Raw genomic sequence first — 24,910 nt, 5'->3', positions numbered from 1 at the left:
TTGCACATCACAATATTATTTGGTGGTAAGTGAATATTTCTGGTACGAGCCGTAATCATCTACCAGCAGAATATCCAGCGCCTGTCCGCCAGAGACGGGTTCCGTCGTGCCGATGGTCAGTGTTGAAAAAGGGGCGATCATAACCGGTTCGCGAATTAACGCCTTGCCGTGCGCGCTAATGGTCGCGATCGAGGCGAAATAGGGGGCGTTATTACTGGCAATGAGCTGATTGCCTTGTGCATTAAACGATAAATAAGTATGCAGATCGCTGACCGCAATTTTTAAATTAGCCGGGCGATAGAAAACCTTAATGCGCGACTTAATCGCGATTTGCATTAAATTCTTACCGTCAAGGTTTTCCTGTTTCGGTGGAATATCCAGGACGTTCAGGTAATAAACGGACTCTTTATTCTGCGGCAGAGAACCGGCCGCACCGGTAAAGCGGATGCGCAGTTGCTGGCCGCTATCGCCCTCAATTTTCACCACCGGCGGCGTCAGCAGAAACGGCACCTGTGCTGTTTCTGGGGTAGAGTTTGGGTCATTTTCATCCAGCCACGCCTGGATTAGCGCCGGGCTTGTACCGCGGTTAATTAACTGAACGGTCGTCTCTTTTTGATCTTCAGGATAAATAACCCGGGTGTTGCTAATAATCACATTCGCCAGACTGCTGAAGCTGGTGATAATGAGGGTAAGAAAAATAATGACGTATTTCATATTCACCTGGAGGAAATAGAGCCTGATCGTACTTACTCTCTTTTTCTGGCATCAGCCTGACTCGGATTTCAGGCGTAATCTGCCCGTATCCGGCGATGAAATCAGTGCGCCAGTGTAAAAATAATTGAGAAGGGACCAGGCTCCTGGTTTATATCTGCATGCGTTTCCGTATCGCTTACAAATAAGCGACGGTATAGGTCAGCATAGTATTAACTGCACCCGTGTCCGCTGCGGCTGAACCAACTTTATAATAGTTCGCGTACAGATCTACCGTTGCAGTATCCCCTTCAACGCTGGTATCCAGGTTGGTATGCAGGTTCAGAGGCGTCTGACTGCTGGCCAGAGTGCTTAACGCAATACCGACATTCTTTTTCGTGCCATCGGTTTTCAGTTGAGTGTTGTTCAGGTACAGGCCATCGTTTGAAATGTTGTCTGAACTCAGCACCAGGTTCAGCGTATTTTTCGCACCTGCGCCATCGTCCTGACCCAGAGAAGCGGATTTACAACCGGTAAATTCCAGAGAGAATTGCTTGCGGTTCTTCTGAATCAAGCCTGCGGTTGCCACATCGCTCACCGCGACCGGGTCGAGCGCAACGGTCAGATCGGCAGAATTTCCGCCATTGATCGTACAGGTGGTATCCGTAACCTGGCCGGTAAAGGTGATTGTCCCACCGGAAGAGTCTGTTGCAGCGTTTGCGGCGAACGCGGACAAAAACAGAGCAGAGATAGCGATCTTTTTCATTGATATGAATCCTAATAAGTTTGCCCCCCATCCTGGGAACCTACATTCCGTGTGACAGTACCCTCCTGGCTCTGCCGATATCCGTGAAATTCCCCTCAGAGAGAAAATTAGATGTGTATCATTTTTCCTCACAGGTTGGATGAGCATCCTAATTGATGTAGCGCATCCTTAAAATATCAGATTTAAAATTTGATTAAATATAGGTTTTTGGCCTGCGTAGTTCCTAAAAATCACCATAAAAATAGTGTAAAATGCTGCTGGCAAGCTTGGTGCATAATGTAATGTTTTAAATTTTTAATGATTCGAGCTATTAAATAAAAAAGTTTGCTAAGTTACATTCAGTAATATTGCTTTACATAACAAAACATCGACAAAAAATGAGAATAAATTGTCTGCTAATGTTATTTTTTTAATCACTATAGGTTAAATATTGCTTATTTGTTTTTATTTTGTTAATCGCTTCAGGGGGCGATATTTTAATTATTCTTATTAATTAAAGATGGAAATGATGAATAAGCTTATTCTTATGCTCGATTAAGTTCGTGCCGCGAGGAGCGAGAAAGAGATTTCTCACTCATTCATCCGCAGTTTGTCAGGGGGACGATAGCTCAATGCTATTTCAGGCACGACTGCCGCTTATGACTTGTGTAGTGACGAATGAACACAAAAAAACCCATACATCACGGTGTATGGGTTTTTGACGTCCGACTCAGTTTTTTGCGTTACCGTGTGCTTTGCGAACCAATCCTGACCGGCGCGCCATTCGCCACATAATAGGCCGCCAGGCTCTTCGGCAATGGCGCATGCCCGAGAATTAAGTCCGCCATTTTTTCGCCGATCATAATCGTCGTCGCGTTCAGGTTTCCGGTAATAATCTGCGGCATAATCGACGCATCTACCACGCGCAATCCCTCCAGCCCGTGTACGCGCCCTTCGCCATCGACAACGGCCATCTCGTCATAGCCCATTTTACAGGTGCCGCACGGGTGGAACGCGGTTTCCGCATGATTACGCACAAACTCATCGAGCTGCTCATCCGTCTGGCACTCGACGCCCGGGCTGATTTCACGGCCCCGGTATTTGTCCAGCGCGGGTTGGTGCATGATCTCACGGGTGATGCGAATGGCGTCGCGGAACTCCTGCCAGTCCTGTTCATGGGACATATAGTTGAACAGAATTGCCGGATGCTGATGTGGGTCGCGGGACTTAATCCGCACATGCCCACGGCTTGGTGAACGCATTGAACCGACATGGCACTGGAAACCGTGCTCTTTCACCGCATTCGAGCCGTTGTAGTTAATCGCTACCGGCAGGAAGTGGTACTGAATATTCGGCCATGTAAACTCGTCGCGGCTGCGGATAAATCCGCCCGCTTCAAAGTGATTACTTGCGCCGACGCCGGTACCGCCAAAAAGCCATTCCGCGCCAATTTTAGGCTGGTTCCACCACTGCAGGGCAGGGTAGAGCGAAACCGGCTCTTTGCACTCATATTGCAGGTACATCTCCAGGTGATCCTGAAGGTTTTCGCCCACGCCCGGTAAATCATGCACCAGCGGAATATCAAATTCCGCCAGCAGTGCCGCACTGCCGACGCCGGAGCGTTGCAGGATCTGCGGCGAGGCAATCGCCCCGGCGCTCAGCAGAACTTCTTTGTTCGCTGTCGCGCGGGTCGGGATGGTGCTGTCACCTTCCAGCCACTCCACGCCCACCGCGCGTTTGCCGTCAAAGATAATGTGATCGGTCATGGCGTGGGTACGAATGGTCAGATTCGGGCGTGATTTTGCCTGATCGAGATAGCCGCGCGCCGTGCTGGCGCGACGTCCCTGGGGCGTGACGGTTCTGTCCATCGGGCCGAAACCTTCCTGCTGATAGCCGTTGAGATCCTCCGTGCGCGGGTAGCCCGCCTGTACGCCTGCCTCTATCATCGCTTCAAACAGCGGGTTCACACCTGGTTTTGAGGTGGTGACGCTCACCGGGCCATCGCCGCCGTGGTAGTCGTTTTCGCCTACGTCGCGGCTCTCCGCCTTGCGGTAATAGGGCAGACAATCGAGATAGCTCCAGTGTGCAAGGCCGGGTTCTTTCGCCCAGTTATCGAGATCCATCGCGTTGCCGCGGATATAGCACATCCCGTTGATGAGTGACGATCCGCCCAGCCCTTTCCCGCGCCCGCACTCCATGCGACGGTTATTCATATACGGTTCTGGTTCGGTCTCATAGGCCCAGTTGTAGCGCTTGCCCTGCAACGGAAAAGCCAGCGCGGCGGGCATCTGGGTGCGGAAGTCAAAGCGGTAATCCGGGCCGCCCGCTTCAAGCAGCAGCACGGTGGTGTTGGGATCTTCAGTCAGACGTGTCGCGAGGACGTTGCCGGCAGAGCCGGCACCAATAATGATGTAGTCAAATTGCAAATAAACCTCCCGGTTAGAATATGGACTGGAATTTACCCATCTCAACCTGGATGGACTTCACCTGGGTATAACTCTGTAGCGTCATCACGCCGTTCTCACGACCAATGCCGGAATGCTTATAGCCGCCAACCGGCATCTCCGCCGGGGATTCGCCCCAGGTGTTTACCCAGCAAATACCGGCTTCAAGCTGGTGGATGGCGCTGTGCGCGCGGTTCAGGTCGGCGGTGACGACACCTGCCGCCAGGCCGTAATCGGTCGCGTTGGCGCGGCGAATGACCTCGTCATCGTTCTCATAGCTGAGGATGGACATTACCGGCCCGAAGATCTCTTCGCGCACGATGGTCATTTCATCTGTGCAATCGGTAAATACGGTGGGAGCCACCCATGCGCCGTTATCGAAGCCTTCGCCTTGCAGCACACTACCGCCGCACAGCACACGCGCGCCTTCTTCTTTGCCTTTGGCGATATAGCGCAGCACGTTGTCGCGATGCGCAAAGCTGACCAGCGGGCCGAAGTTGGTCTGCTCATCAAATACGTCGCCCGCGCGGATACGGCTCACGCGCTCGACAATTCTCTGCTCAAATTCGGTTTTGAATCTGGCGGGGACAAATACGCGGGTGCCGTTGGTGCACACCTGCCCGGAACTGAAGAAGTTGGCCATCATGGCGATATCAGCGGCAAGGTCGAGATCCGCATCGTCGAAAACGACCAACGGGGATTTACCGCCCAGTTCCATGGTTACTTCTTTCAGAGAGGACGCCGCCGAGTTGGCCATCACTTTTTTACCGCTGGCGACGCCGCCGGTGAACGACACTTTGGCAATGCCAGGATGTTCCGTCAGGTACTGCCCGGTTTCCGCGCCTGTGCCTGGCAGAACGTTAAACACGCCGTCCGGCAGGCCCGCTTCGCTATAAATTTCAGCCAGCTTTAACGCGGTAAGCGGGGTGACTTCGCTCGGCTTAAAGATCATCGCGTTGCCCGCGGCCAGCGCCGGGGCGGATTTCCACAGGGCTATCTGAATCGGGTAGTTCCATGCGCCAATGCCGGCGACTACGCCCAGCGGCTCACGGCGGGTATAGACAAATGAGGTCTCTCGCAGCGGGATCTGGCTGCCTTCCAGCGCCGGGATAAGCCCTGCGTAATACTCCAGCACGTCCGCGCCGGTGACAATATCGACGGTTGACGTTTCCGAATAGGCTTTGCCGGTGTCGAGTGTTTCCAGTTTTGCGAGTTCGTCATTGCGTTCACGCAGAATATCGACGGCGCGGCGTAAAATGCGCGAACGCTCCATTGCGGTCATCGCCGCCCAGACCTTTTGCCCCTGTTGGGCGCTTTTGACTGCGCGGTCGACATCCTCGCGTCCGGCGGCCTGCACCGTTGCCAGGCGTTCACCGTTGGCCGGGTTGAGGGTCTCGAAGGTGTGACCGCTGGTGGCGGAGGTATAGCCACCATGAATATAAAGCTGCTGTTCTGCCATTCGGGACATAACGTCTCCTCGGTTAATCGGTGTGTAGATGCTGACTGATAAAGTGGCTGGTCAGGGAGCTGGCGCGGATTTTGTCCAGCGGTTTGCCGCTCAGCGCTGCACGCAGCCAGAGTCCGTCAATCAGCGCGGCGAGTCCGTAGCCAGCTTCCTGCGCCTGTTCCCGCGGCAGTTCACGACGGAACTCACTCACCAGGTTCGATAACAAACGGCGGCTGCTCACCTGCTGTAAGCGCCAGAGCATCGGTTGATGCATGCTGCTGGCCCAGAAGGCCAGCCAGGCTTTCATCGCCGCATTGCTGACCTGCGTTTCATCAAAGTTGCCGCCGACAATCGCCTGCAAACGTTGTTCTGCGCTTCCGTGCGGCAGGGCATGCAACCGGTTCAAAACGGCGTCGCGCAACTGACTGGTAATGTCACGCATGGTGGCTTCCAGCAGGCCGTTTTTGTCTTTGAAATAGTGGCTAATGATCCCGGTGGAAACCCCCGCCCGACGGGCGATCTGCGCGATCGTCGCATCATGCATGCCCACCTCATTTATTGCTTCCAGCGTGGCATCAATAAGCTGCCTGCGCCGGATCGGCTGCATCCCCAGTTTGGGCATTTTTGCCACTCCATTCATCAGCGTTGGTTATACATTAAAGCGGTTTTTGATTGGACGTTCAATATAAAATGTGTCTTAATTGTTGCGGATTTGATTTTTAATAGTTATGAAAACAGTGGGGATACTGGATGACAGACCTTTCACACACCAGAGAAAAGGACAAAATCAATCCTGTTGTGTTTTACACATCCGCAGGACTGATTTTGTTGTTTTCCCTGACAACAATCCTCTTTCGCGACTTCTCTGCCGCCTGGATTGGCCGCACCCTGGACTGGGTCTCTAAAACCTTTGGCTGGTATTATCTGCTAGCGGCAACGCTCTATATTGTCTTTGTGGTCTGCATCGCCTGTTCGCGTTTTGGTTCGGTGAAGCTCGGGCCTGAACAGTCCAAACCTGAATTTAGTCTGTTGAGCTGGGCGGCGATGCTGTTCGCCGCGGGCATCGGTATTGACCTGATGTTCTTCTCCGTGGCCGAGCCGGTGACGCAATATATGCAGCCGCCGGAAGGGGCGGGGCAGACGATGGAGGCCGCGCGTCAGGCGATGGTCTGGACGTTGTTCCACTACGGCTTAACCGGCTGGTCGATGTACGCGCTAATGGGGATGGCGCTGGGATACTTCAGCTATCGTTATAATTTGCCGCTCACTATCCGCTCGGCGCTGTATCCGATTTTCGGTAAACGTATCAACGGGCCGATTGGTCACACGGTAGATATCGCGGCGGTGATCGGCACCATCTTCGGCATCGCGACCACGCTCGGTATTGGCGTAGTGCAGCTTAATTACGGGCTGAGCGTACTGTTTGATATCCCGGATTCGATGGCGGCGAAAGCGGCGCTGATTGCGCTGTCGGTGATTATTGCCACCATTTCTGTTACCTCAGGAGTTGATAAAGGCATTCGCGTCTTGTCGGAACTCAACGTCGCGCTGGCGCTGGGGCTGATCCTGTTCGTGCTGTTTATGGGCGACACCTCGTTCCTGCTCAATGCGCTGGTACTGAACGTCGGTGATTACGTAAACCGCTTTATGGGCATGACGCTCAACAGCTTCGCCTTCGACCGCCCGGTTGAGTGGATGAACAACTGGACGCTCTTCTTCTGGGCGTGGTGGGTGGCGTGGTCGCCGTTTGTTGGCCTGTTTTTGGCGCGTATCTCGCGCGGGCGCACCATTCGCCAGTTCGTGCTGGGCACGCTGATTATTCCGTTCACCTTCACGCTGCTGTGGCTGTCAGTATTTGGTAACAGCGCGCTGTATGAAATCATCCACGGCGGGGCGGCGTTCGCCCAGGAAGCTATGGTTCACCCGGAGCGCGGTTTCTACAGCCTGCTGGCGCAGTATCCGGCGTTCACCTTTAGCGCTTCTGTCGCCACGATCACGGGTCTGCTGTTCTATGTCACGTCGGCGGATTCCGGTGCGCTGGTACTGGGGAACTTCACCTCGCAACTGAAGGATATTAACAGCGATGCGCCAGGCTGGTTGCGTGTTTTCTGGTCGGTGGCGATTGGCCTGCTGACGCTGGGAATGCTGATGACTAACGGTATTTCGGCGTTGCAGAACACCACGGTGATCATGGGGCTGCCGTTCAGTTTCGTGATTTTCTTCGTGATGGCGGGGCTGTATAAATCCCTCAAAGTGGAAGACTACCGCCGCGAGAGCGCGAATCGCGATACTGCGCCGCGACCGCTGGGGCTTCAGGATCGCCTGAGCTGGAAAAAACGCCTGTCGCGCCTGATGAATTATCCGGGCACACGCTACACCAAACAGATGATGGAAACGGTCTGTTATCCGGCAATGGAAGAAGTTGCGCAGGAACTGCGGCTACGTGGCGCGTATGTTGAACTGAAGAGCCTGCCGCCGGAAGAGGGGGAAAACCTTGGGCACCTGGATCTGCTGGTGCACATGGGGGAAGAACAGAACTTTGTTTATCAGATCTGGCCGCAGAAATACTCGGTACCGGGCTTTACCTATCGTGCTCGCAGCGGTAAATCGACCTACTACCGACTGGAAACGTTCCTGCTGGAGGGTAGCCAGGGCAACGACCTGATGGACTACAGCAAAGAGCAGGTGATCACTGATATTCTCGACCAGTACGAGCGGCATTTGAACTTTATCCATTTACACCGCGAAGCGCCGGGCAATAGCGTGATGTTCCCGGACGCGTAAAAGAAAAAGCAGGATCGTAGCGATCCTGCTTTTTTGGCTGATTATTTCTGAAGCATATCGACTCGCACAACGGGCGGATCCATTTTCTTATCCAGGCTGCCGTTAATGCTGATCATATTATCCGGTTTCACCGTTCGGCCATCGAACACTGACTGCGGAATAATTGTCTGAATCGATCCCGTTTTATCACGGAATACAAACTTATCGCCGCCCTGATCCTCAATTAAATTCCCACGAAGTGAAATGGTCGCGCCATCATGCATCGTTTTGGCGTGATCGACGGTCATGATTCGTGCATTATCAGTGCCTCGATAGCCCTCATTGAGGGCATGCGGCGGCGGTGGCGCAGCATCTTTTTCCAGCCCCCCTTTTTCATCGGCGTATACCCCGAAAGTAATCAAAGAACAAAACAGTGCAACTAACGGTAATTTCATGCGGCCTCCCTGAGCGTTATCAGCTTGACTTATTAAGCCTGGTAGCTATTTCTTAAACTGGCAACGCGATGAATCTTAAATGAGAATGTTCTTTTAAATCATCTGTCTGCTGGAAATAAGCGAAGCGGTGAGGTGATATATGACAAACGAAATAAGTAGATTGCCGGGTGTGAAAGAGAGTTTACGCGCTCTCAATTTTGAATCGATATGCCGCAGGTTTGGGTTGGTTTTTTTGCTGGGCATAATGTTGCTTGCCATCGCAGGGATGTTTTCGGGCGGTTATTTAAGCCAAACGCAGGCAACAAACGCCGGGCAATCTTTGCGCGTCGATTATGAACGTTTTGGGCGTCTGCAAACAGAGTTTAAATTACAGCTCTCTACGGTACCTGTGAAGAGCGGTAAATATGTATTCAGCATCGGTGGTGATTATAGCGAAAATTTTGAAACCGGAACTATTTGGCCGCAACCCGATAGTATGTATAGCCAGAATAATACGCTCTTCCTCGTTTATGACCATGTCAGACAATCAGCAGGATTTTCTATCTGGCTGTTTATTACACCGACCAAACCCGGTAAATCGATTAATACACTGCAAGTTAACGATACGCCAGAAATTTCGGTCTGGCAGTTTATCTATCCGTAGGAGAAGAACATGGAGATGATATTTCGGGCGCTGGCGATTTATTTTATTTTGCTTATTGTATTCAAAATTGCCGGACGCCGCGCACTGCTGCAAATGACCAGTTTTGATCTGATTTTACTGTTGATTATCAGCGAAGCTACCCAGCAGGCTCTGCTGGGAAACGATTTCTCAATTACCGGTGCGATGCTAACCATTATCACATTGGTGGTTGTGGATATGCTGTTTGGATTGATGAAAAAATACCTTTCCGGTGCAGAATCCGCGCTGGATGGATCGCCTGTTATTCTGGTGGAAAATGGCGTGTTGCTCACCGATAAACTCAAGAAGGTCGATGTTTCCTGTGACGACATTCTCGTGGCTGCGCGGCAAAACCAGGGGATCGCTGAACTGGAGAAAATTAAATACGCCATTCTGGAGCGAAACGGCCATATCTCAATTATTCCGGCTGAACGATAAGAGGGAAAGCTGATGAACAAAACGGTTTATAACGAGGCTAAGACAACGGGAGAGTTAACGAAGCAGGCGGCTAAGGTACTCTGTGAGCGGGGATGGCGCTTAACCACGGCGGAATCCTGTACGGGGGGAAACCTGGCCACAGCGCTCTGCGCGGAGGAGAATACGGCGGCTTTTTACGACACTGGCGTAATTACTTTCAGCGATCGGGCGAAGCAAAAAATGCTGCGCGTGAAACCCTCCACCCTTGAAAAGTACAGCGCCGTCAGCGAACCCTGCGTTCGGGAAATGTCTGCCGGGGCGCTGGCGAATGCCGGGGCTGATATCAGTATCGCCATCAGCGGCTATGCCGGGCCAGACGGTGGCGAGGACGGCACGCCTGCCGGGACGGTCTGGTTTGCCTGGAATTTCCGCGGCATGACCGAAACAGAACGCGTACTTTTCTCAGGTGATTGCCAGGATGTGGTTGAAAAAGCGGTAAGGTATGCGCTGGCCGTCCTGGTGAATCGCCTTTTGCTCTGGCGCGATAACGCCTCGTAATAAGACCTCTCCGGCATTGATTTTTTCCCTGGCCTGGAATTAACACTGGCGTTTATCAGGTAAAGATCAGATGGCATTCTATGAATATGTATACGTATGTCTTTTCATATGTATTATTGATTTTCTCCTCATAAGGCGTAGGCTATCGCGCATCTGACAGGAGGACGAATGCCTTTAAACGCGCTGCAATTATTCAAAATACTTTCTGACGAAACGCGGCTGAGTATTGTTCTGTTACTCAGAGAGTCAGGCGAGCTCTGCGTCTGCGATCTGTGTACTGCGCTGCAACAATCACAGCCGAAGATCTCCCGCCATCTGGCTATGCTGCGCGAAAGTGGCTTATTGCTGGGGCGGAAACAGGGGAAATGGGTGCACTATTGTCTCTCGCCTCATATTCCCGTATGGGCGGCGCGGGTGATTGAACATGCCTGGTCAAGTCAACGCGATGACCTCCAACTCATGGCCCAAAAGCTGGGGACGAACGGCGGTACGGCAAACTGTTGCTAAAAAAAATTTAACTAAACATATCTGATTTTTCATATGTATTAATTCGGGGAGGTTGTATGTTACTGGCGGGCGCGATTTTTGTCCTGACCATTATTTTGGTTATCTGGCAGCCGAAAGGATTAGGCATTGGCTGGAGCGCAACGCTTGGCGCGGTGCTGGCACTGGGGCTCGGTGTGGTGCATGTTAATGATATTCCGGTAGTGTGGAATATCGTCTGGAATGCCACCGCAACCTTTATCGCGGTGATTATCATCAGCCTGCTGCTGGATGAATCGGGCTTTTTTGAATGGGCCGCGCTGCATGTTTCACGATGGGGCAAAGGGCGAGGGCGTTTGTTATTCACATATATCGTGTTGCTCGGCGCTGCTGTGGCAGCGCTGTTCGCCAATGATGGCGCAGCGTTAATACTCACGCCAATCGTTATTGCGATGCTACTGGCGCTTGGGTTCAGTAAAAGTACAACGCTGGCGTTTGTGATGGCCGCGGGATTTATTGCCGATACCGCCAGCCTGCCGCTCATTGTCTCTAACCTGGTCAATATCGTCTCGGCAGATTTCTTCCGCCTGGGCTTCACGCAATACGCATCGGTGATGGTGCCGGTCGATATCGCCGCCATTGTCGCCACGCTTGTGATGTTACATCTATTCTTTCGCAAAGATATTCCGGCTACCTACGATCTTGAACGCCTGAAAGAACCCGCAAAAGCGATTAAAGATCCGGCGACATTTCGCACCGGCTGGGTTGTCCTGCTTCTGCTGCTGGCTGGATTTTTTGTGCTGGAGCCGATGGGCATTCCCGTCAGCGCCATCGCGGCCGTTGGGGCGCTAATCCTTTTTGCGGTAGCGAAAAGGAGCCATGCCATTAATACCGGAAAAGTGCTGCGCGGCGCGCCGTGGCAAATTGTTATCTTCTCGCTGGGCATGTATCTGGTGGTCTACGGTTTACGCAACGCGGGGCTGACGGAATATCTTTCCGGCGTATTGGACATGCTGGCGAAGAGTGGCCTTTGGGTGGCGACGCTGGGAACGGGCTTCCTGACCGCGTTCCTCTCTTCAGTGATGAATAATATGCCGACGGTGCTGGTCGGTGCGCTTTCTATTGATGGCAGTAGCGCGTCCGGTGTCATTAAAGAGGCGATGATTTATGCCAACGTGATTGGTTGCGATCTGGGGCCAAAAATTACCCCCATCGGCAGCCTGGCGACGCTGCTGTGGCTGCATGTGCTTTCGCAGAAAAATATGACGATTAGCTGGGGATATTATTTCCGCGTCGGGATTATCATGACCTTGCCAGTGCTGTTTGTTACCTTGTCCGCATTGGCATTACGTCTCTCACTCACACTGTAACGAGATACTGAAATGAGCAATATCATCATCTATCACAACCCGGCCTGCGGTACGTCGCGTAATACGCTGGAGATGATCCGTAATAGCGGCACAGAGCCAACGGTTATCCTTTACCTCGAGAATCCACCTTCGCGTGATGAGCTAAGCAAACTGATTGCCGATATGGGGATCTCCGCGCGGGCACTGCTACGTCAAAACGTGGAACCGTATGAAACGTTAGGGCTGGCCGACGAAAGGTTTAGCGATGCCGAACTTATGACCTTCATGCTGCAATACCCCATTTTAATCAACCGCCCGATCGTGGTGACTCCGCTGGGAACGCTTCTGTGCCGCCCGTCCGAAACGGTACTGGATATCTTGCCGGATGCGCAGAAACACGCCTTCAGTAAAGAGGATGGTGAAAAGGTGGTCGATGAACAGGGCCAGTGGCTGAAGCCATAGGGTATATCAAAAAAGGGCGAATTATCGCCCTTTGCAATTACAGTGTCCCGGTTCCGCCATCCGAACACCATACCTGCCCGGACGCATATGAACACTCATCGGAGGCAAACAGCACATACAGCGGGGCAATCTCCACCGGTTGGCCCGGACGACCCAGTGGAGAGTCTGCGCCGAACTGCTCTACTTTTTCCTGCGGCTGCCCGCCGCTGGTTTGCAGCACGCTCCAGTAAGGCCCTGGTGCTACCGCGTTGACCCGAATACCTCGCGGCCCAAGCTGTTTTGCCAGTGATTTGGTTAACGCCACCAGACACGCTTTGGTTTGCGCATAATCAACCAGAATCGGGCTGGGTTTGAACGCCTGGACTGAGGTGGTGTTGATGACAGAAGCGCCCGCCTTCAGATGACGAAGTGCGGCTTTGGTCAGCCAAAAGGCGGCATAGACGTTGGTTTTAAATGTCGCGTCAAAGGCCTCGGTGGTGAGATCTTCCAGCGACTCGCAATATTGCTGCCGCCCGGCGTTGTTGACCAGAATATCCAGTTTCCCCAACTGCTCAACCGTCTGTTCAATCAGTGAATGGCAGAAATCTTCATCTCGCAGGTCGCCCGGGATCGCCACGGCTTTTACACCTTCCGCCTTCATCACCTCTATTACGCTTTTGGCGTCTGATTCTTCTTCCGGCAGATAGTTAATGGCGACATTCGCACCTTCGAGGGCGTAGGCAATAGCAACGGCCCGGCCGATACCTGAATCGCCACCGGTGATTAATGCGCATTTGCCTTTCAGCCGTCCACTTCCACGGTAGCTTTTTTCACCATGATCGGGCTCGGGGATCATTCTGGAATCCAGCCCCGGTGGTTGCTGGGTTTGCGTCTGGAAAGGGGGACGTGGAAATTGCGGGTTCAGTGTGTCGCGATCGGCCATAAATATCTCCTCGCTATAAAAGCTATTCGCCGTGAATGGTTTCCTTAATGGCAGTGACATGAATATCATGAACTATTAAGCCTATACGAAATCGTTTCAGCAGATAGTTATTTGAGATTTTTCTTTGTCTGGCGGGAAATGTTTAGCCCCTCATTGAGGGGCTAAAAATGATTAATGTGTACTGACCGGCGCGGCATCAATTTTTATCCGCAGCAGCGAATAAGGTTTCTGGCGCATATCTTTGCCTTTGTGGAAGCCTGGCTGACGATGCAACTGGTTCGCCGTGAAATAGAGATAGCCGTCATGCCCTACGGACAGCGTATCCGGCCACAGGATCTGCGGGCCGTGCGCGATGGTTTGCCAGTTTCCGTCTTTATCCATTTTGCGAATGGCATTGCGCTCATAATCCCCGGCATATACTGCACCCGTGGCATCAGCTTCCAGTCCATCGGACGCCCCTTTCTCCCCCAGGTCTTTTACCGCGGCGGAGAGTTCAGCCTCGCTAACGGCAGGGTCACGCAGCATCTCCGTGGAGATGGAATACAGATGACGGCTGGAGAGCGGGCAGTAGTAAAGAGTCTTACCGTCAGGTGAGAGTGCAATACCATCCGACGCGACGCTAAAGGGGGCAGTTGTACCGTCCGCATGACGCTGAAGCAGCGTTTCTCCCTCAACGACGGGAACGAATCCTTTTTCTGCCGATGTCGAGCGATCGCCGGTTAAGCGACGTACCGCGTTGCCGGAATCAAGGTCAACAATGATAATCCCGCCGATGCCAGACAGTGAAGAGTCGGTAATGTAGGCGACGCCCGCTTTCCCTGCCCGGTAATCAAAACGCACATCATTAATGTAGGTTGCGGGCAGAATGACGTCCGAAGGCATGACGATCGTTTTGACAATTTTATTGCTTTTCAAATCGATAGCGACCAGCTTTGCGCCACCTTCGACGGGTTTGGAAAAACCGGGGGCCGCGGTATCAAGCACCCAGAGTTTTCCCTGACCATCCGCCACCACGCTCTGTACGCTCAAAAAATGGTCGCCGGGATGGGCGCTATCGGCTTTGTTGACGGCCAAATCTGGATATGGCACGACTTTACCACCCTTAACTTCGGCGACGGTAAAGGGAACATCATCTCCCCAGCGCGGGAAATTAACAAAAATACGCCCGGTCTCTGTCACGGTGACGCCCGTAGGCATGGCACCTGTAAAGGTTGCCACAACTTCAGGCTGCCCGATGGCCCGGTCGGCTGGCAGTTGCGTCAGCGAAGCCGGCTGTGCAGCGATGGCGCTAAACGGGGACGTTGCCGCGGCAAATGCTATTGCCAGCGCGATAAGGGTTTTACGTGTTTTAACGGTGTTCATCTCTTTCCTGCCTGTAATGGGAGAGTTTGTTAGGGAACGAGCGGAAGGATAGGGGGCGGGAAGAGGAGGAAAAAGCCGTTAAAACAGACAGGACTTACACGCGAAAAGTGAAAATGGATGATCTGAGTTGATCTTTGCCCGTTCACTGGCGCAGATGTTTCATGTTCAGCAAAACATAAAGTGAACGGAATTTCGCGCTTAACTGAAAAACATTACCCCTCCGAACCCTTCTTTTCACTAACCAATGTCAATCCCCCTTAAGTTAATACTGGCATAAAATATGTAAAACTAGACAGTTGTCGACTTTTTATCTTAAAGTTTTGTGTTCTCAACCGGACAAAATTAGTATCCGGTTGCTAAATGGTTAAATAATATTTTGCCTTATGTAAAGAACCAGCCCGCCAGATAAAAGGCTGGCATGCATCTGGCGCTTGCAAGCATGACGACACACCTCTTTGGGAGAATCTATGCGTTCCTCTGTGAATAACACCGAAAGCCGAACGTTCTTCGGCCATCCTTATCCGCTCGGCTCACTCTTCTTTACGGAGATGTGGGAGCGGTTTTCGTTTTACGGCATTCGTCCGCTACTGATCCTGTTTATGGCGGCGACGGTGTACGACGGCGGGATGGGGCTGGCGCGTGAAAACGCCTCGGCGATTGTGGGGATTTTTGCCGGTACGATGTATCTGGCAGCGCTGCCGGGTGGCTGGCTGGCGGATAACTGGCTCGGCCAGCAAAAAGCAGTCTGGTACGGTTCCATTCTGATTGCGCTTGGTCATTTATCTATCGCGCTGTCAGCATTTATGGGCGACAACCTGTTCTTTATCGGCCTGATGTTCATCGTGCTGGGTTCCGGCCTGTTCAAGACCTGTATCTCAGTGATGGTCGGTACGCTGTATAAAAAGGGCGATGCCCGTCGTGACGGCGGTTTCTCGCTGTTTTATATGGGCATCAACATGGGCTCGTTCATCGCGCCGTTGATTTCCGGCTGGCTGATAAAATCTCATGGCTGGCACTGGGGCTTCGGTATTGGCGGTATCGGAATGCTGGTCGCGTTGATCATTTTCCGCGTCTTTGCTGTTCCGTCGATGAAACGTTATGACAGCGAAGTGGGGCTCGATTCCACCTGGAATAATCCTGTCGCGAAGAAAAATGGCGTCGGGGCGTGGCTGCTGGCGCTGGCTGTTGGCGTGGCGATCATCATCACGCTGATTGCGCAGGGCGTCATTGTGATTAACCCGGTGGCGGTCGCCAGCGTGCTGGTGTATGTCATTGCGGCATCGGTCGCACTCTACTTTATCTATCTGTTCGTCTTTGCCGGCCTGAACCGTAAAGAGCGCGCGCGTTTGCTGGTGTGCTTTATCCTGCTGGTCTCCGCCGCCTTCTTCTGGTCTGCCTTTGAGCAGAAACCGACCTCGTTCAACCTGTTTGCCAACGACTACACCAACCGCATGATCGGCGATTTTGAGATCCCAGCCGTGTGGTTCCAGTCAATCAATGCCCTGTTCATCATCCTGCTGGCCCCGGTATTTAGCTGGGCGTGGCCGATGCTGGCGCGCAAAAACATCCGTCCAGGCAGTATCACCAAGTTTGTGATTGGTATTCTGTGTGCGGCTGCGGGCTTTGGCCTGATGATGCTGGCCGCGCAAAACGTACTGAGCAACGGTGGCGCAGGCGTATCGCCGTTCTGGCTGGTGGGCAGCATTCTGATGCTGACGCTGGGCGAACTTTGCCTGAGCCCAATTGGACTGGCGACCATGACCCTGCTGGCACCGGAAAGAATGCGTGGTCAGATGATGGGACTGTGGTTCTGCGCCAGCGCGCTGGGTAATCTCGCGGCGGGCCTGATTGGCGGCCATGTGAAGGCCGACCAGCTCGACATGCTGCCAGACCTCTTTGCACGTTGCTCAATTGCGCTGCTGATTTGTGCGGCGGTACTGATGGTGCTGATTGTGCCGGTACGTCGTATGCTGGCGAACGCGCAGGCGCCAAACGAGCAAAAAACCGTAACGAATGCCTGATAAATAGGCTCAGAAAAGACCGGCGCGTAATGTGCCGGTTTTTTTTGCGTAAAATCTTAGCGATGCCTGAAAACGCAATCTCTGGCCGGCAGCAATTAAATCTCCATCTCTTTACTCATATCATATTCTATCAACGTCCATTGAACCGGCTTTCCCTGATAATAAGGCATCATCTCACCTTTATTTAAATTAACGACGGCGGAAATCGCCTCGCTGGAAAGTTGCCAGTAACCGCTTTGTGGGCTGGACTGGCCGCTGTTTCGTATGATGCCGAGTGGTTTGCGGTGAGTATCATCTTGTTGAAGCGTGGCAGAAAGTACCGAAAGCGTGTAATTACTACTATCAATTTTCATAACATAACGTTCCAATAAAAAGTACATACTTCAATAAGCGGTAAAGGGAAGGGAGGACTTAAATGACTGATATTTCTATTTGTCTGATAAATTAATATATGTGACTTATTGCAAATAAATGCGGTATTCGCCAAAATGACCGACCTTTTTGGTTAAAGAACACACAAAATGATTAGTCGTGCGATTAATTGCTTATTGCTGACCCTTACGTTTTTTTCTACCAGCGCCTTTGCGGTGAACTGTCTGCGCGCGTCGACGCCGCTGGAAAATACCATTTGTAGCAACGATAACCTGCACTGGCTGGACAGCACGATGAGCGTCATTTATCGCACTATGCTGGTAAGAGGCAATGCCCGCGATGTTCAACAGCGCTACGCCGAATGGGAAGCGTCGCTGGAAAATTGCACCACCGATAACTGCATTGAACGCGCCTATTACGAAGGTATTAGCACCATTTCTGACGTTGCAACGGATTTCGACTGGGAAGGGCGCTGGTGGAATACCAGCGTGTCCAATATGAGCGGCGGCACCATTCAGTTCAGCCGTAGTGCGGAGTGGTCAGTTACCACGGATATACGCGTATGGTCAGGGCTGAATAAAGACGAGTTCACCGCAGAAGCCCGCAAAATATATGGTATGGCGTTGGTTGAACGCATTGCCGACACCAGTAACTGCCGCCTGTTGTTTATTCCACGCAAAAGCGGTGCGATTCAGGTATTCAGCAACGCCGACTGGAGCTGTGGGCTTTCGATGCCGAGCGGGGCATTTATTGATGGCCGCTATATGCGCTCCGATACCGACCCGCGGCCAAAAGCGACCCTGTTGTCGCTGGCGGTTTTCGCCGACCCGAAGATGGATGAACGATTCCGCGTGCTGGTCGGCGACGATTATCAAAAGTTTGTTGATACGGCGAATGTTTATATTTATCAGGATGATATCGATAATATTGGAGCGACGGTTGTCTCCATGTGGGTACGCGGCGCGGCCAATCGTCAGACGGCTATTGTGATGTACACCAAAAGCGATATCTGGGCGGCACGGGTCGCGCCGGATAAAAACGGCAAACTGGTACTGAGCTATTTCAGTACCAAAGGGAATGACTTGCGCACCATGCCGCGCACCATAGCCGGGTGGAAGCTCCGGTTTATGGATAAGTAGCCCCTGAGCCACAGTAAAGAACAGGCCCGGTAAGCGCAGCGTTACCGGGCGCGAGTACCAGGATTACCCCAGCGTGCCCACCACATTCAAATCCGCATCATCCGGCACTTCATTGTAGGAAAGCACATGCAGCCCGCGGGCAAAGAGCCGCCCATAACGTGAGATAACCGGGCGCAACTGCGGTGTCACCAACAGCAGAGGCGGCAGACTTTTCGCCTTCATCTGCTCGTAGATCATCGGCATGGTGTTCTGTAACTGGGTCAAAATATTCGGATCTACCGGGAAGCTGTCCAGCGCCACTTTCCCCGCCTGCTGCGCCTGATTAAGCGCACCCAGCAGCATATTCTCCAGTTGGCTATCAATGGTATATGCCACCAGTTGCGGACGGTCGGCGTTGATGTTGTGGATGATTGCCCGACGCAGCGCAAAACGCACATCTGAGGTCAGCAGTACCGGGTCTTTCGTCACCGCCGCGCTCTCCAGCAGCGTCGAGGCGATGGTGACAATATCCTTCAGCGATACCTGTTCCAGCAGAAGCTGGCGATAGATGCGCAGCAACTGACTGTAGTTGAGCGCGGCATTCAGATCCTCCGCCAGTTTTGGCGCCTGCTGCGCCAGGCGGGCGTGCAGATGCGTGATATCGTCGTAGTTAAACAGATCCGGCAGATGTTCACGGGCGACTTTGTTTACGTGGGTGGCGACGACGCTTGCGCAGTCCACCACCTGATACCCCAGATTCAGCGCTTTGGCTTTTTGTTCAGCGTCGATCCAGACAATGGCCATGCCGTAAGCGGGATCGGTATCCAGCACGCCGTCGATCTCACCGTAGAGTTCCGCACCGGGGATCGCCATCAGTTTTTCCGCATGCACTTCCCCCAGCGCGGTACGAATACCGTTAATATGTATCGCATATTGCGCGGGTTTCAGGCGGAAGTTTTCCCGCACGCGAATTTCCGGCAGCAGCACGCCGCAGTGTTCGGAAATCACCTGCCGCACGCCGCGGATACGCTGCGACAGTGGGCTACCTTTGGCATCATCCACCATCGTCACCAGCTTGTAGCCCAGGTTCAGGCCGATGGGCTCGACCAGCGGAATGCTGTCCCAACTGATTGCCTGCGTCTCATCCGGAGCCAGAACTTCAGAGAGCGCATCCATCTCGCTTTCGGGCTGTGCGGGCTGAACAACTTTACTCTGTCGCCAGGCGGCGAACAGCAGCAGGGCCGTAAAGCTCAGGAAGGCGATGTGCGGCATGCCCGGCACGATGGCGAGAATAAACATCACGAAGGCGGCGGTGTAGAGCACCTTCGGTTTTGACAACAACTGGGTTTTGATTTCGTCGCTGACATCCGTGCCTTCGCTGACGCGGGTGACGATAATCGCCGCGGCGGTAGCTAACAGCAGTGAGGGGATCTGCGCGACCAGGCCATCACCGATGGTCAGCAGGACATATTGACGAAATGCGTGACCGGCATCGAGATCGTATTTGAAGATACCGATACAGATCCCACCGATCACGTTGATGATAAGCACCATGATCCCGGCGATGGCGTCGCCGCGAACAAACTTCGACGCGCCGTCCATTGAACCGTAGAAGTCAGCCTCTTTCGCCACTTCCTGACGACGGGCGCGCGCCTGTTGCTGATTAATCAAACCGGCATTCAGATCGGCGTCGATCGCCATCTGTTTACCCGGCAGGGCATCAAGGGTAAAGCGCGCGGAGACTTCCGAGATACGCTCAGCGCCTTTAGTGACCACCACAAAGTTGATGATCATCAGGATGATAAACACCACGAAGCCGACGACGAAGTCGCCGCCAATCACCACCTGGCCAAAGGCTTCAATCACCTTACCGGCTGCGCCTTCGCCTTCATGGCCGTGCAGCAACACCACGCGCGTAGAGGCGACGTTCAGGGTCAAACGCATCAACGTGGTGATAAGCAAAAGCGTCGGGAAGATGGCAAAATCGAGCGGACGCTGCATGTTGACCGATACCAGCAGCACGATCACCGCCAGTACGATGTTGAAGGTGAAGAAGATATCCAGCATCAACGGCGACAGCGGCAGAATCACCATTGCCAGCACGCAAAGAAGCAGGATTGGTACGCCGATGTGCCCCTGACGGATCACGCCGAGCGCATTGCGCAATTTACTGTTCGCCATTGGCTTTTAATACCTCCTGAGGGATTGCTATCTGCCGGTTCAAACGGGGTTTTTGCTCCACGCTGCCTGCGCGCCAGGATTTCAACTGCATCACATAGGTCAGAACGTGGGCGATGGCGCGGAACAGCGGCGCCGGAATTTGCTGATTCACGCGCGTGGTGTAGTACACCGCGCGCGCCAGGGGGGGAAACTCCACCACTTCGATATTGTTGGCGCAGCCGACTTCACGGATCCACAGCGCGACGTCGTCGATGCCTTTCGCCACGATATAGGGCGCTTCCGCTTTCTGTGGGTCATATTTGAGTGCTACCGCGTAGTGGGTCGGGTTGGTGATAATCACATCCGCTTCAGGAACGGTACGGCTGATTTGCCCCATCGCCATCTGGCGCTGAAGCTGGCGGATTCGCCCCTTAATCTGTGGGTTGCCGTCGTTGTTTTTATGTTCTTCCTTCACTTCCTGTTTCGTCATGCGCATTTTTCGCGTGAACATAAACTTGCTCAGTGGCACATCGAGCAGGGCAAAAATGACGATAACAGCAATGAACCAGGTCACAACGTGATGAAAAATGGCGAAACCTTGGGTGATCGCCTGGTGTAAGTAGAGGCGCTGAAGATGCAGTAACTCATGCATGGAGTCATGCACCATCGTGTAGATAACGGCGAGGATAATGCCGCATTTTAGCATCATCTTGCCGACATCCGTATAGTGACTGGCGGAGAACATCCGCTTCAGGCCGCTTATTGGCGACAGCTTTTTAAAATCTGGCTTCAACTTTGAGGGCGTAAAGATCCAGCCGCCGGGAACCAGGCTTGCAATAACGCAGGCGACGGGGATCGGTATCAGGGTGGCGATAAACCGTATCAGTATCCAGACATTCAGCAGCAGAAACTGATTGATAGCGCCGGGATCGTCAATTTTCGCTCCCATCTCGCCCACGGCAATAAACGACTCGCCAATCAACTGACGATAGTAGGGCAGGAACGCGGCCAGGGTGAAAAATGACGCCACCAGACCCACCGCCATGGTGAGGTCTTTCGAACGGGGAATATCCCCCTTATCGCGCGCTTTACGCAGTTTCCCTGCGGTAGGTTTTTCGCTTTTATCGCCGCTGGAGGAGGCCATTAATGCACCCTTATGGCGTCGAGCTTCGCCAGAATTTCATTGGTCAGATTGAGATAGTGATCGGGAATGTTAGTCACCAGCATCGAAATACAGAGCAGCCCGAACAGCATGCTGATTGGAAAACCAAGGGAGAACAGGTTTAAGGTTGGCGAAACGCGGTTAAGCAGGCCAAAACCGCCCTGCACGATCAGCATCACAAAGGTGGTGGGCAGGGCGATAAGCGTCGCGGAGGCCATGATCCAGCCCAGCCCCTGGGCGATAAGCAGCAGCGTCGGTTGGTTGATAGCCTGGCCGATGGGCCAGTAGCTGAAACCCTTAAACAGAATCGTCACCAGCAGCAGATGCCCATCCATAATAAAAAACAGCAGACCGCAGAAGACATAGATAATCTGCGAAATCACGGTGGTGGAGTTGCCGTTGATCGGGTCATTCATCATCGCCATCCCCAGACCCATATTCATCGACAGAATGTGTCCGGCGGTTTGCAGGGTGACAAACACCAGTTGCAGCGCGCTGGCAAACAGAATGCCCCATAACAGTTGCTCGCCAATCAGCAGGAGGGTGCGCAGCGACAGCAGTTCGCTCAGGACGACGTTGTTCGGCAGCATTGGCGTAATAATCACCGACAGCGCCAGCGCAGTAGCGATTTTTACCCGACGGGAAAACGCCTTGTTATCCAGAACGGGCGCAAACTGCAGGAAGGCGAGGATGCGAATAAAGGGCAGCACCAGCGCCATTAATGGCGTCAGCAGCGCCTGAATGTCGATTCCCATGGCGCGTTAACCTACCAGCCCCGCCGCCTGCTGAAAGATTTGCGTCGTGAAGTCCACCAGTTGCGTCAGCATCCACTTGCCGGCAAAAATCAGCACCCCCAGCGTTACCACCAGTCGCGGCAGGAAGCTCAGGGTCTGTTCGTTAATCTGGGTGGTGGCCTGGAAAATACTGACGCACAGCCCGACAATCAGGCTGGGCACAATCGCCACGGCGGAGATAAGCAGCACCAGATGAATGCCGGAAGCCATAATGTCGCCGGCGGTATCCATATTCATCATCGCTAAAGCCCCTGCACGCTGGAGGTTAAAGTGCCGACAATCAGCGTCCAGCCGTCGCAGAGCACGAACAGCATCAGCTTAAAGGGCAGCGAAACGATAAGCGGCGAGAGCATCATCATCCCCATCGCCATCAGCACGCTGGCGACGATCAGGTCAATCACCAGGAAGGGAATGTAAATCATAAAGCCAATCTGGAAGGCGGTTTTCAGCTCGCTCAGCAAATAGGCGGGCGTGACAACGGTTAAATCCTGTTCACGCGCATCGCCCTCAACGCCTGCAATGCCCATCATCTGCGCCATCGCTTTATTGCTGGTCTGCGCCAGCATATATTTCTTCAGCGGCGCTTCCGCCTTCGCCAGCGCCTGTTTCAGGGTTATTTCATCATTCTGAAACGGGGTGATGGCCTCATCATAGATAGTCGTCCACACCGGGCGCATCACCAGCAGCGTCAGCGCCAGGGCGATCCCGGTGAGGATTTTGTTCGGCGGACTCTGCTGCAACCCCAGCGCCTGGCGCAGAATCGCCAGCACGATGATAAAGCGGGTGAAGCAGGTCATCATCAGCACCATGATCGGCAGCAGGCCGAGCAGGGTCATCAGGATCAGAATTTCAATCTTAACGTTGTAATCCTGGCCTGCCTGCGTCGTTGTGGTGCTGAAGAGGGTGACATCGCCATTTGCCGCCAGCACCGGCTGGGCAAACAGCAGGCCCAGGAGCAGCAACAGGGCGATGCCGCTTCTGTAAAACGGCGGTTTCATCGCGTCAACTCACCAAGTTCTTTGGCGTTAAACTCGATAATGCGCAGGCCGTATTTATCGTTGAGCACCACCACTTCAGCCTTGCCGAACAGAATGCCGTTTACCTTGATGTCCAGCGGTTCGCCGGCCATTTTATCCAGTTCAATGACCGAATCGCTGTTCACGGTCATCAGTTCCGCCAGCGAAATATCAACGGAAGCGACTTCCAGCGTCAGGGTGACAGGAATGCGGCGGAACAGTGCCATTTTGCGCATATCCGTCATTGGCGCAGAGCGGGTTTCCTGCTGTAAATCGAGGCGAATATTGCCTTCAACGGTCTCTTCCTGTGGCATATCGCTGAGGTTCAGGTCGTCCAGATCGAGCGACTGACTCAGCTCGTGTTGCAAATCACTCATAGTGTTTCTCGGTTGTTTTGTCATAGATATCGCACAAGAACAACTTGCTGCGATCTTCTGCAATAGCCGCTTCAAAAATCTGCTCTTTGCCGATAAATACCGGCAAAGGTTCATTGACGGCGATGGGAATAATATCCCCGGGTTTAATGTCGGCGATTTGCGCGACGGTGAGGTTCAGGCTGGCTAAGCGGCCATTAAGCCTGAGCGGCAGCGTCTCAAACAGACGCTCAATTTGCGCCGGGCTTAACGGGGTGCTCGGTGCGCTGGCCTGATTGCCTTCCGGCGAACGCAACGACGCCAGCATCTGGTCAACGTGACGATGGTCAAGCAATACCGTAAAGCTGCCGTGGTCATAACCTTCAAGCGTAAAGGTGATACACCATGACCACAGGCTTATCACCGTGGAGTAATCGACTTTAATATCGAGGTCTTCACCGAAGGTCTCTTTACTGATGACCAGCGAGGTTAATTCCAGGCCGAGTTTACTCTTCAGACGCTCTTCTGTTTTTGTTACCGGCAATGTCTCATCGGGGACAACATGATTACTGTCTTTGCTCAGGCCATAATAATCATGAAGAATATTGAGCAGCAGAATACGGTCAATCACGAAAGCAATATTGCCAAAGGGGGTCGAGAAAATTTGCGCATTTTTATAGTGTTGATCTATCGCAAAGGTCATCGATTTTAACGCGGCATTAACCCGGAGCTTTTTCAAAAAGTAGATACTCAGTCTGGCATCAAGAATATCAAAGCTGTCATTCATCAGCCTTGGTAGCTTATGCCACGGGCGACCAAGTTTGCTGATCTCCGGTTTAACGAGATCGGGCAAATCATCGTGATGATGGATTCTGATTCGCGGTGAAACTGAGTACATGGTTATTCCGGGTTCACTGTATTAATAAAAAATGAGCAATAGCATTTTTGCCTACACGGAGCCGTGCTATCGAAAAAAAACTTCCGGGAGCATTTGAGTTTTGAAAAACTCGTGTCGCTCTACTACAACATCGGGGGCTTCGCGAGGCGAAGGTGCGTATACCATTTATCAGGGACAGTGATTAGACAATTGTAGGCTATTATTTGCAAGCGTGTATGAGTTATTAATCTATTATTTATCGCTATTTGACGTGATTAA

General features: G+C 52.9%; 25 protein-coding genes. 9 read left to right on the top strand and 16 right to left on the bottom strand.

Features of this window, described 5'->3' with window-relative positions; genetic code table 11:
- Positions 1 to 15: 15 nt before the first annotated feature.
- From VSR74_RS08680 to betI, 5 genes are all read right to left on the bottom strand, one after another.
- Positions 16 to 714, bottom strand: coding sequence for a fimbrial biogenesis chaperone (locus VSR74_RS08680; RefSeq protein ID WP_347794294.1), 699 nt, complete (start codon positions 712 to 714; stop codon positions 16 to 18).
- A gap of 175 nt (positions 715 to 889) precedes the next feature.
- Positions 890 to 1,456: a fimbrial protein gene (locus VSR74_RS08675; RefSeq protein ID WP_347794293.1), complete on the bottom strand. Its 567-nt coding sequence runs from the start codon at positions 1,454 to 1,456 to the stop codon at positions 890 to 892.
- Positions 1,457 to 2,178: 722 nt separating this feature from the next.
- Entirely contained in the window at positions 2,179 to 3,861 is a 1,683-nt protein-coding gene (gene betA / locus VSR74_RS08670) for a choline dehydrogenase (RefSeq protein WP_347794292.1), read from the bottom strand.
- A gap of 13 nt (positions 3,862 to 3,874) precedes the next feature.
- Entirely contained in the window at positions 3,875 to 5,347 is a 1,473-nt protein-coding gene (gene betB / locus VSR74_RS08665; protein ID WP_347794291.1) for a betaine-aldehyde dehydrogenase, read from the bottom strand.
- A gap of 13 nt (positions 5,348 to 5,360) precedes the next feature.
- Positions 5,361 to 5,948, bottom strand: coding sequence for a transcriptional regulator BetI (betI, locus tag VSR74_RS08660; protein WP_347794290.1), 588 nt, complete (start codon positions 5,946 to 5,948; stop codon positions 5,361 to 5,363).
- A 128-nt stretch (positions 5,949 to 6,076) separates the two neighbouring features.
- Here betI and betT point away from each other — a divergent pair, with 128 nt between their 5' ends.
- Positions 6,077 to 8,110, top strand: a complete 2,034-nt coding sequence (gene betT, locus VSR74_RS08655) for a choline BCCT transporter BetT (RefSeq protein ID WP_347794289.1) — start codon at positions 6,077 to 6,079, stop codon at positions 8,108 to 8,110.
- 41 nt (positions 8,111 to 8,151) lie between these two features.
- Here betT and VSR74_RS08650 read toward each other — a convergent pair whose 3' ends face one another.
- The gene (locus tag VSR74_RS08650; protein ID WP_347794288.1) at positions 8,152 to 8,544 is read right to left on the bottom strand and encodes a YdeI family stress tolerance OB fold protein; all 393 of its coding nucleotides are present in this window, start codon (positions 8,542 to 8,544) and stop codon (positions 8,152 to 8,154) included.
- A gap of 139 nt (positions 8,545 to 8,683) precedes the next feature.
- Between VSR74_RS08650 and VSR74_RS08645 the strand changes: the two genes are divergently transcribed.
- The 6 genes from VSR74_RS08645 (at position 8,684) to arsC (ending at position 12,474) form a co-directional block, all read left to right on the top strand.
- Positions 8,684 to 9,187 carry a hypothetical protein gene (locus tag VSR74_RS08645; RefSeq protein ID WP_347794287.1) on the top strand — a complete coding sequence of 168 codons (504 nt, stop codon included), beginning with the start codon at positions 8,684 to 8,686 and terminating at the stop codon, positions 9,185 to 9,187.
- A gap of 9 nt (positions 9,188 to 9,196) precedes the next feature.
- A complete protein-coding gene (locus VSR74_RS08640; RefSeq protein WP_347794286.1) occupies positions 9,197 to 9,643 on the top strand; it encodes a DUF421 domain-containing protein in 447 nt (148 codons plus the stop codon).
- Positions 9,644 to 9,655: 12 nt separating this feature from the next.
- Entirely contained in the window at positions 9,656 to 10,180 is a 525-nt protein-coding gene (locus VSR74_RS08635) for a 2-oxo-tetronate isomerase (protein WP_347794285.1), read from the top strand.
- 168 nt (positions 10,181 to 10,348) lie between these two features.
- A complete protein-coding gene (locus VSR74_RS08630) occupies positions 10,349 to 10,687 on the top strand; it encodes a metalloregulator ArsR/SmtB family transcription factor (RefSeq protein WP_347794284.1) in 339 nt (112 codons plus the stop codon).
- A gap of 56 nt (positions 10,688 to 10,743) precedes the next feature.
- On the top strand, positions 10,744 to 12,033 hold the full coding sequence (locus tag VSR74_RS08625) for an arsenic transporter (RefSeq protein WP_347794283.1): 1,290 nt from the start codon (positions 10,744 to 10,746) through the stop codon (positions 12,031 to 12,033).
- A gap of 12 nt (positions 12,034 to 12,045) precedes the next feature.
- Positions 12,046 to 12,474, top strand: a complete 429-nt coding sequence (arsC, locus tag VSR74_RS08620; RefSeq protein WP_347794282.1) for a glutaredoxin-dependent arsenate reductase — start codon at positions 12,046 to 12,048, stop codon at positions 12,472 to 12,474.
- A 37-nt stretch (positions 12,475 to 12,511) separates the two neighbouring features.
- Here arsC and VSR74_RS08615 read toward each other — a convergent pair whose 3' ends face one another.
- Both VSR74_RS08615 and VSR74_RS08610 read right to left on the bottom strand, forming a co-directional pair.
- Entirely contained in the window at positions 12,512 to 13,396 is an 885-nt protein-coding gene (locus tag VSR74_RS08615; RefSeq protein WP_347794281.1) for an SDR family oxidoreductase, read from the bottom strand.
- A gap of 171 nt (positions 13,397 to 13,567) precedes the next feature.
- Positions 13,568 to 14,758, bottom strand: a complete 1,191-nt coding sequence (locus VSR74_RS08610; protein ID WP_347794280.1) for an L-dopachrome tautomerase-related protein — start codon at positions 14,756 to 14,758, stop codon at positions 13,568 to 13,570.
- Between the two features lie 467 nt (positions 14,759 to 15,225).
- Between VSR74_RS08610 and VSR74_RS08605 the strand changes: the two genes are divergently transcribed.
- On the top strand, positions 15,226 to 16,779 hold the full coding sequence (locus VSR74_RS08605; protein ID WP_347794279.1) for a peptide MFS transporter: 1,554 nt from the start codon (positions 15,226 to 15,228) through the stop codon (positions 16,777 to 16,779).
- Between the two features lie 95 nt (positions 16,780 to 16,874).
- Here the strand turns inward: VSR74_RS08605 and VSR74_RS08600 are convergent, their stop codons facing one another.
- Complete coding sequence (locus tag VSR74_RS08600; RefSeq protein ID WP_347794278.1) at positions 16,875 to 17,132, bottom strand: hypothetical protein; 258 nt, start codon at positions 17,130 to 17,132, stop codon at positions 16,875 to 16,877.
- 183 nt (positions 17,133 to 17,315) lie between these two features.
- Between VSR74_RS08600 and VSR74_RS08595 the strand changes: the two genes are divergently transcribed.
- Entirely contained in the window at positions 17,316 to 18,290 is a 975-nt protein-coding gene (locus VSR74_RS08595) for a lysozyme inhibitor LprI family protein (RefSeq protein WP_411914240.1), read from the top strand.
- A 63-nt stretch (positions 18,291 to 18,353) separates the two neighbouring features.
- Here VSR74_RS08595 and VSR74_RS08590 read toward each other — a convergent pair whose 3' ends face one another.
- The 7 genes from VSR74_RS08590 to VSR74_RS08560 are packed head-to-tail and all read right to left on the bottom strand — an operon-like array spanning position 18,354 to position 24,652.
- Positions 18,354 to 20,450, bottom strand: a complete 2,097-nt coding sequence (locus tag VSR74_RS08590; protein WP_347794276.1) for a flagellar biosynthesis protein FlhA — start codon at positions 20,448 to 20,450, stop codon at positions 18,354 to 18,356.
- A complete protein-coding gene (gene flhB, locus VSR74_RS08585) occupies positions 20,437 to 21,573 on the bottom strand; it encodes a flagellar biosynthesis protein FlhB (protein ID WP_347794275.1) in 1,137 nt (378 codons plus the stop codon). Before flhB ends, VSR74_RS08590 begins: the two co-directional genes overlap by 14 nt.
- A complete protein-coding gene (fliR, locus tag VSR74_RS08580) occupies positions 21,573 to 22,346 on the bottom strand; it encodes a flagellar biosynthetic protein FliR (protein ID WP_347794274.1) in 774 nt (257 codons plus the stop codon). Before fliR ends, flhB begins: the two co-directional genes overlap by 1 nt.
- Before the next feature lie 6 nt (positions 22,347 to 22,352).
- Positions 22,353 to 22,625, bottom strand: coding sequence for a flagellar biosynthesis protein FliQ (gene fliQ / locus VSR74_RS08575; protein ID WP_347794273.1), 273 nt, complete (start codon positions 22,623 to 22,625; stop codon positions 22,353 to 22,355).
- Positions 22,626 to 22,627: 2 nt separating this feature from the next.
- Positions 22,628 to 23,383, bottom strand: coding sequence for a flagellar type III secretion system pore protein FliP (fliP, locus tag VSR74_RS08570; protein WP_347794272.1), 756 nt, complete (start codon positions 23,381 to 23,383; stop codon positions 22,628 to 22,630).
- The gene (gene fliN, locus VSR74_RS08565) at positions 23,380 to 23,778 is read right to left on the bottom strand and encodes a flagellar motor switch protein FliN (protein WP_347794271.1); all 399 of its coding nucleotides are present in this window, start codon (positions 23,776 to 23,778) and stop codon (positions 23,380 to 23,382) included. Before fliN ends, fliP begins: the two co-directional genes overlap by 4 nt.
- Positions 23,771 to 24,652: a FliM/FliN family flagellar motor switch protein gene (locus VSR74_RS08560; protein WP_347794270.1), complete on the bottom strand. Its 882-nt coding sequence runs from the start codon at positions 24,650 to 24,652 to the stop codon at positions 23,771 to 23,773. The genes fliN and VSR74_RS08560 overlap by 8 nt, the downstream gene beginning before the upstream one ends.
- Between the last annotated feature and the right edge of the window lie 258 nt (positions 24,653 to 24,910).

The organism is Pseudocitrobacter cyperus, from assembly GCF_039889165.1.
In the GTDB taxonomy this organism is placed as follows: Bacteria; Pseudomonadota; Gammaproteobacteria; order Enterobacterales; family Enterobacteriaceae; genus Pseudocitrobacter; species Pseudocitrobacter cyperus.
This window is presented reverse-complemented; position numbering and strand designations above follow the sequence as displayed.

What these genes read in the sequence shown, in the direction of transcription:
- VSR74_RS08680 (WP_347794294.1), bottom strand. Translation starts at nt 714, where the DNA reads ATGAAATACGTCATTATTTTTCTTACCCTCATTATCACCAGCTTCAGC.
- VSR74_RS08675 (WP_347794293.1), bottom strand. Translation starts at nt 1,456, where the DNA reads ATGAAAAAGATCGCTATCTCTGCTCTGTTTTTGTCCGCGTTCGCCGCA.
- betB (WP_347794291.1), bottom strand. Translation starts at nt 5,347, where the DNA reads ATGTCCCGAATGGCAGAACAGCAGCTTTATATTCATGGTGGCTATACC.
- betI (WP_347794290.1), bottom strand. Translation starts at nt 5,948, where the DNA reads ATGCCCAAACTGGGGATGCAGCCGATCCGGCGCAGGCAGCTTATTGAT.
- betT (WP_347794289.1), top strand. Translation starts at nt 6,077, where the DNA reads ATGACAGACCTTTCACACACCAGAGAAAAGGACAAAATCAATCCTGTT.
- VSR74_RS08650 (WP_347794288.1), bottom strand. Translation starts at nt 8,544, where the DNA reads ATGAAATTACCGTTAGTTGCACTGTTTTGTTCTTTGATTACTTTCGGG.
- VSR74_RS08645 (WP_347794287.1), top strand. Translation starts at nt 8,684, where the DNA reads ATGACAAACGAAATAAGTAGATTGCCGGGTGTGAAAGAGAGTTTACGC.
- VSR74_RS08640 (WP_347794286.1), top strand. Translation starts at nt 9,197, where the DNA reads ATGGAGATGATATTTCGGGCGCTGGCGATTTATTTTATTTTGCTTATT.
- VSR74_RS08635 (WP_347794285.1), top strand. Translation starts at nt 9,656, where the DNA reads ATGAACAAAACGGTTTATAACGAGGCTAAGACAACGGGAGAGTTAACG.
- VSR74_RS08630 (WP_347794284.1), top strand. Translation starts at nt 10,349, where the DNA reads ATGCCTTTAAACGCGCTGCAATTATTCAAAATACTTTCTGACGAAACG.
- VSR74_RS08625 (WP_347794283.1), top strand. Translation starts at nt 10,744, where the DNA reads ATGTTACTGGCGGGCGCGATTTTTGTCCTGACCATTATTTTGGTTATC.
- arsC (WP_347794282.1), top strand. Translation starts at nt 12,046, where the DNA reads ATGAGCAATATCATCATCTATCACAACCCGGCCTGCGGTACGTCGCGT.
- VSR74_RS08615 (WP_347794281.1), bottom strand. Translation starts at nt 13,396, where the DNA reads ATGGCCGATCGCGACACACTGAACCCGCAATTTCCACGTCCCCCTTTC.
- VSR74_RS08610 (WP_347794280.1), bottom strand. Translation starts at nt 14,758, where the DNA reads ATGAACACCGTTAAAACACGTAAAACCCTTATCGCGCTGGCAATAGCA.
- VSR74_RS08605 (WP_347794279.1), top strand. Translation starts at nt 15,226, where the DNA reads ATGCGTTCCTCTGTGAATAACACCGAAAGCCGAACGTTCTTCGGCCAT.
- VSR74_RS08600 (WP_347794278.1), bottom strand. Translation starts at nt 17,132, where the DNA reads ATGAAAATTGATAGTAGTAATTACACGCTTTCGGTACTTTCTGCCACG.
- VSR74_RS08590 (WP_347794276.1), bottom strand. Translation starts at nt 20,450, where the DNA reads ATGGCGAACAGTAAATTGCGCAATGCGCTCGGCGTGATCCGTCAGGGG.
- flhB (WP_347794275.1), bottom strand. Translation starts at nt 21,573, where the DNA reads ATGGCCTCCTCCAGCGGCGATAAAAGCGAAAAACCTACCGCAGGGAAA.
- fliR (WP_347794274.1), bottom strand. Translation starts at nt 22,346, where the DNA reads ATGGGAATCGACATTCAGGCGCTGCTGACGCCATTAATGGCGCTGGTG.
- fliQ (WP_347794273.1), bottom strand. Translation starts at nt 22,625, where the DNA reads ATGATGAATATGGATACCGCCGGCGACATTATGGCTTCCGGCATTCAT.
- fliP (WP_347794272.1), bottom strand. Translation starts at nt 23,383, where the DNA reads ATGAAACCGCCGTTTTACAGAAGCGGCATCGCCCTGTTGCTGCTCCTG.
- fliN (WP_347794271.1), bottom strand. Translation starts at nt 23,778, where the DNA reads ATGAGTGATTTGCAACACGAGCTGAGTCAGTCGCTCGATCTGGACGAC.
- VSR74_RS08560 (WP_347794270.1), bottom strand. Translation starts at nt 24,652, where the DNA reads ATGTACTCAGTTTCACCGCGAATCAGAATCCATCATCACGATGATTTG.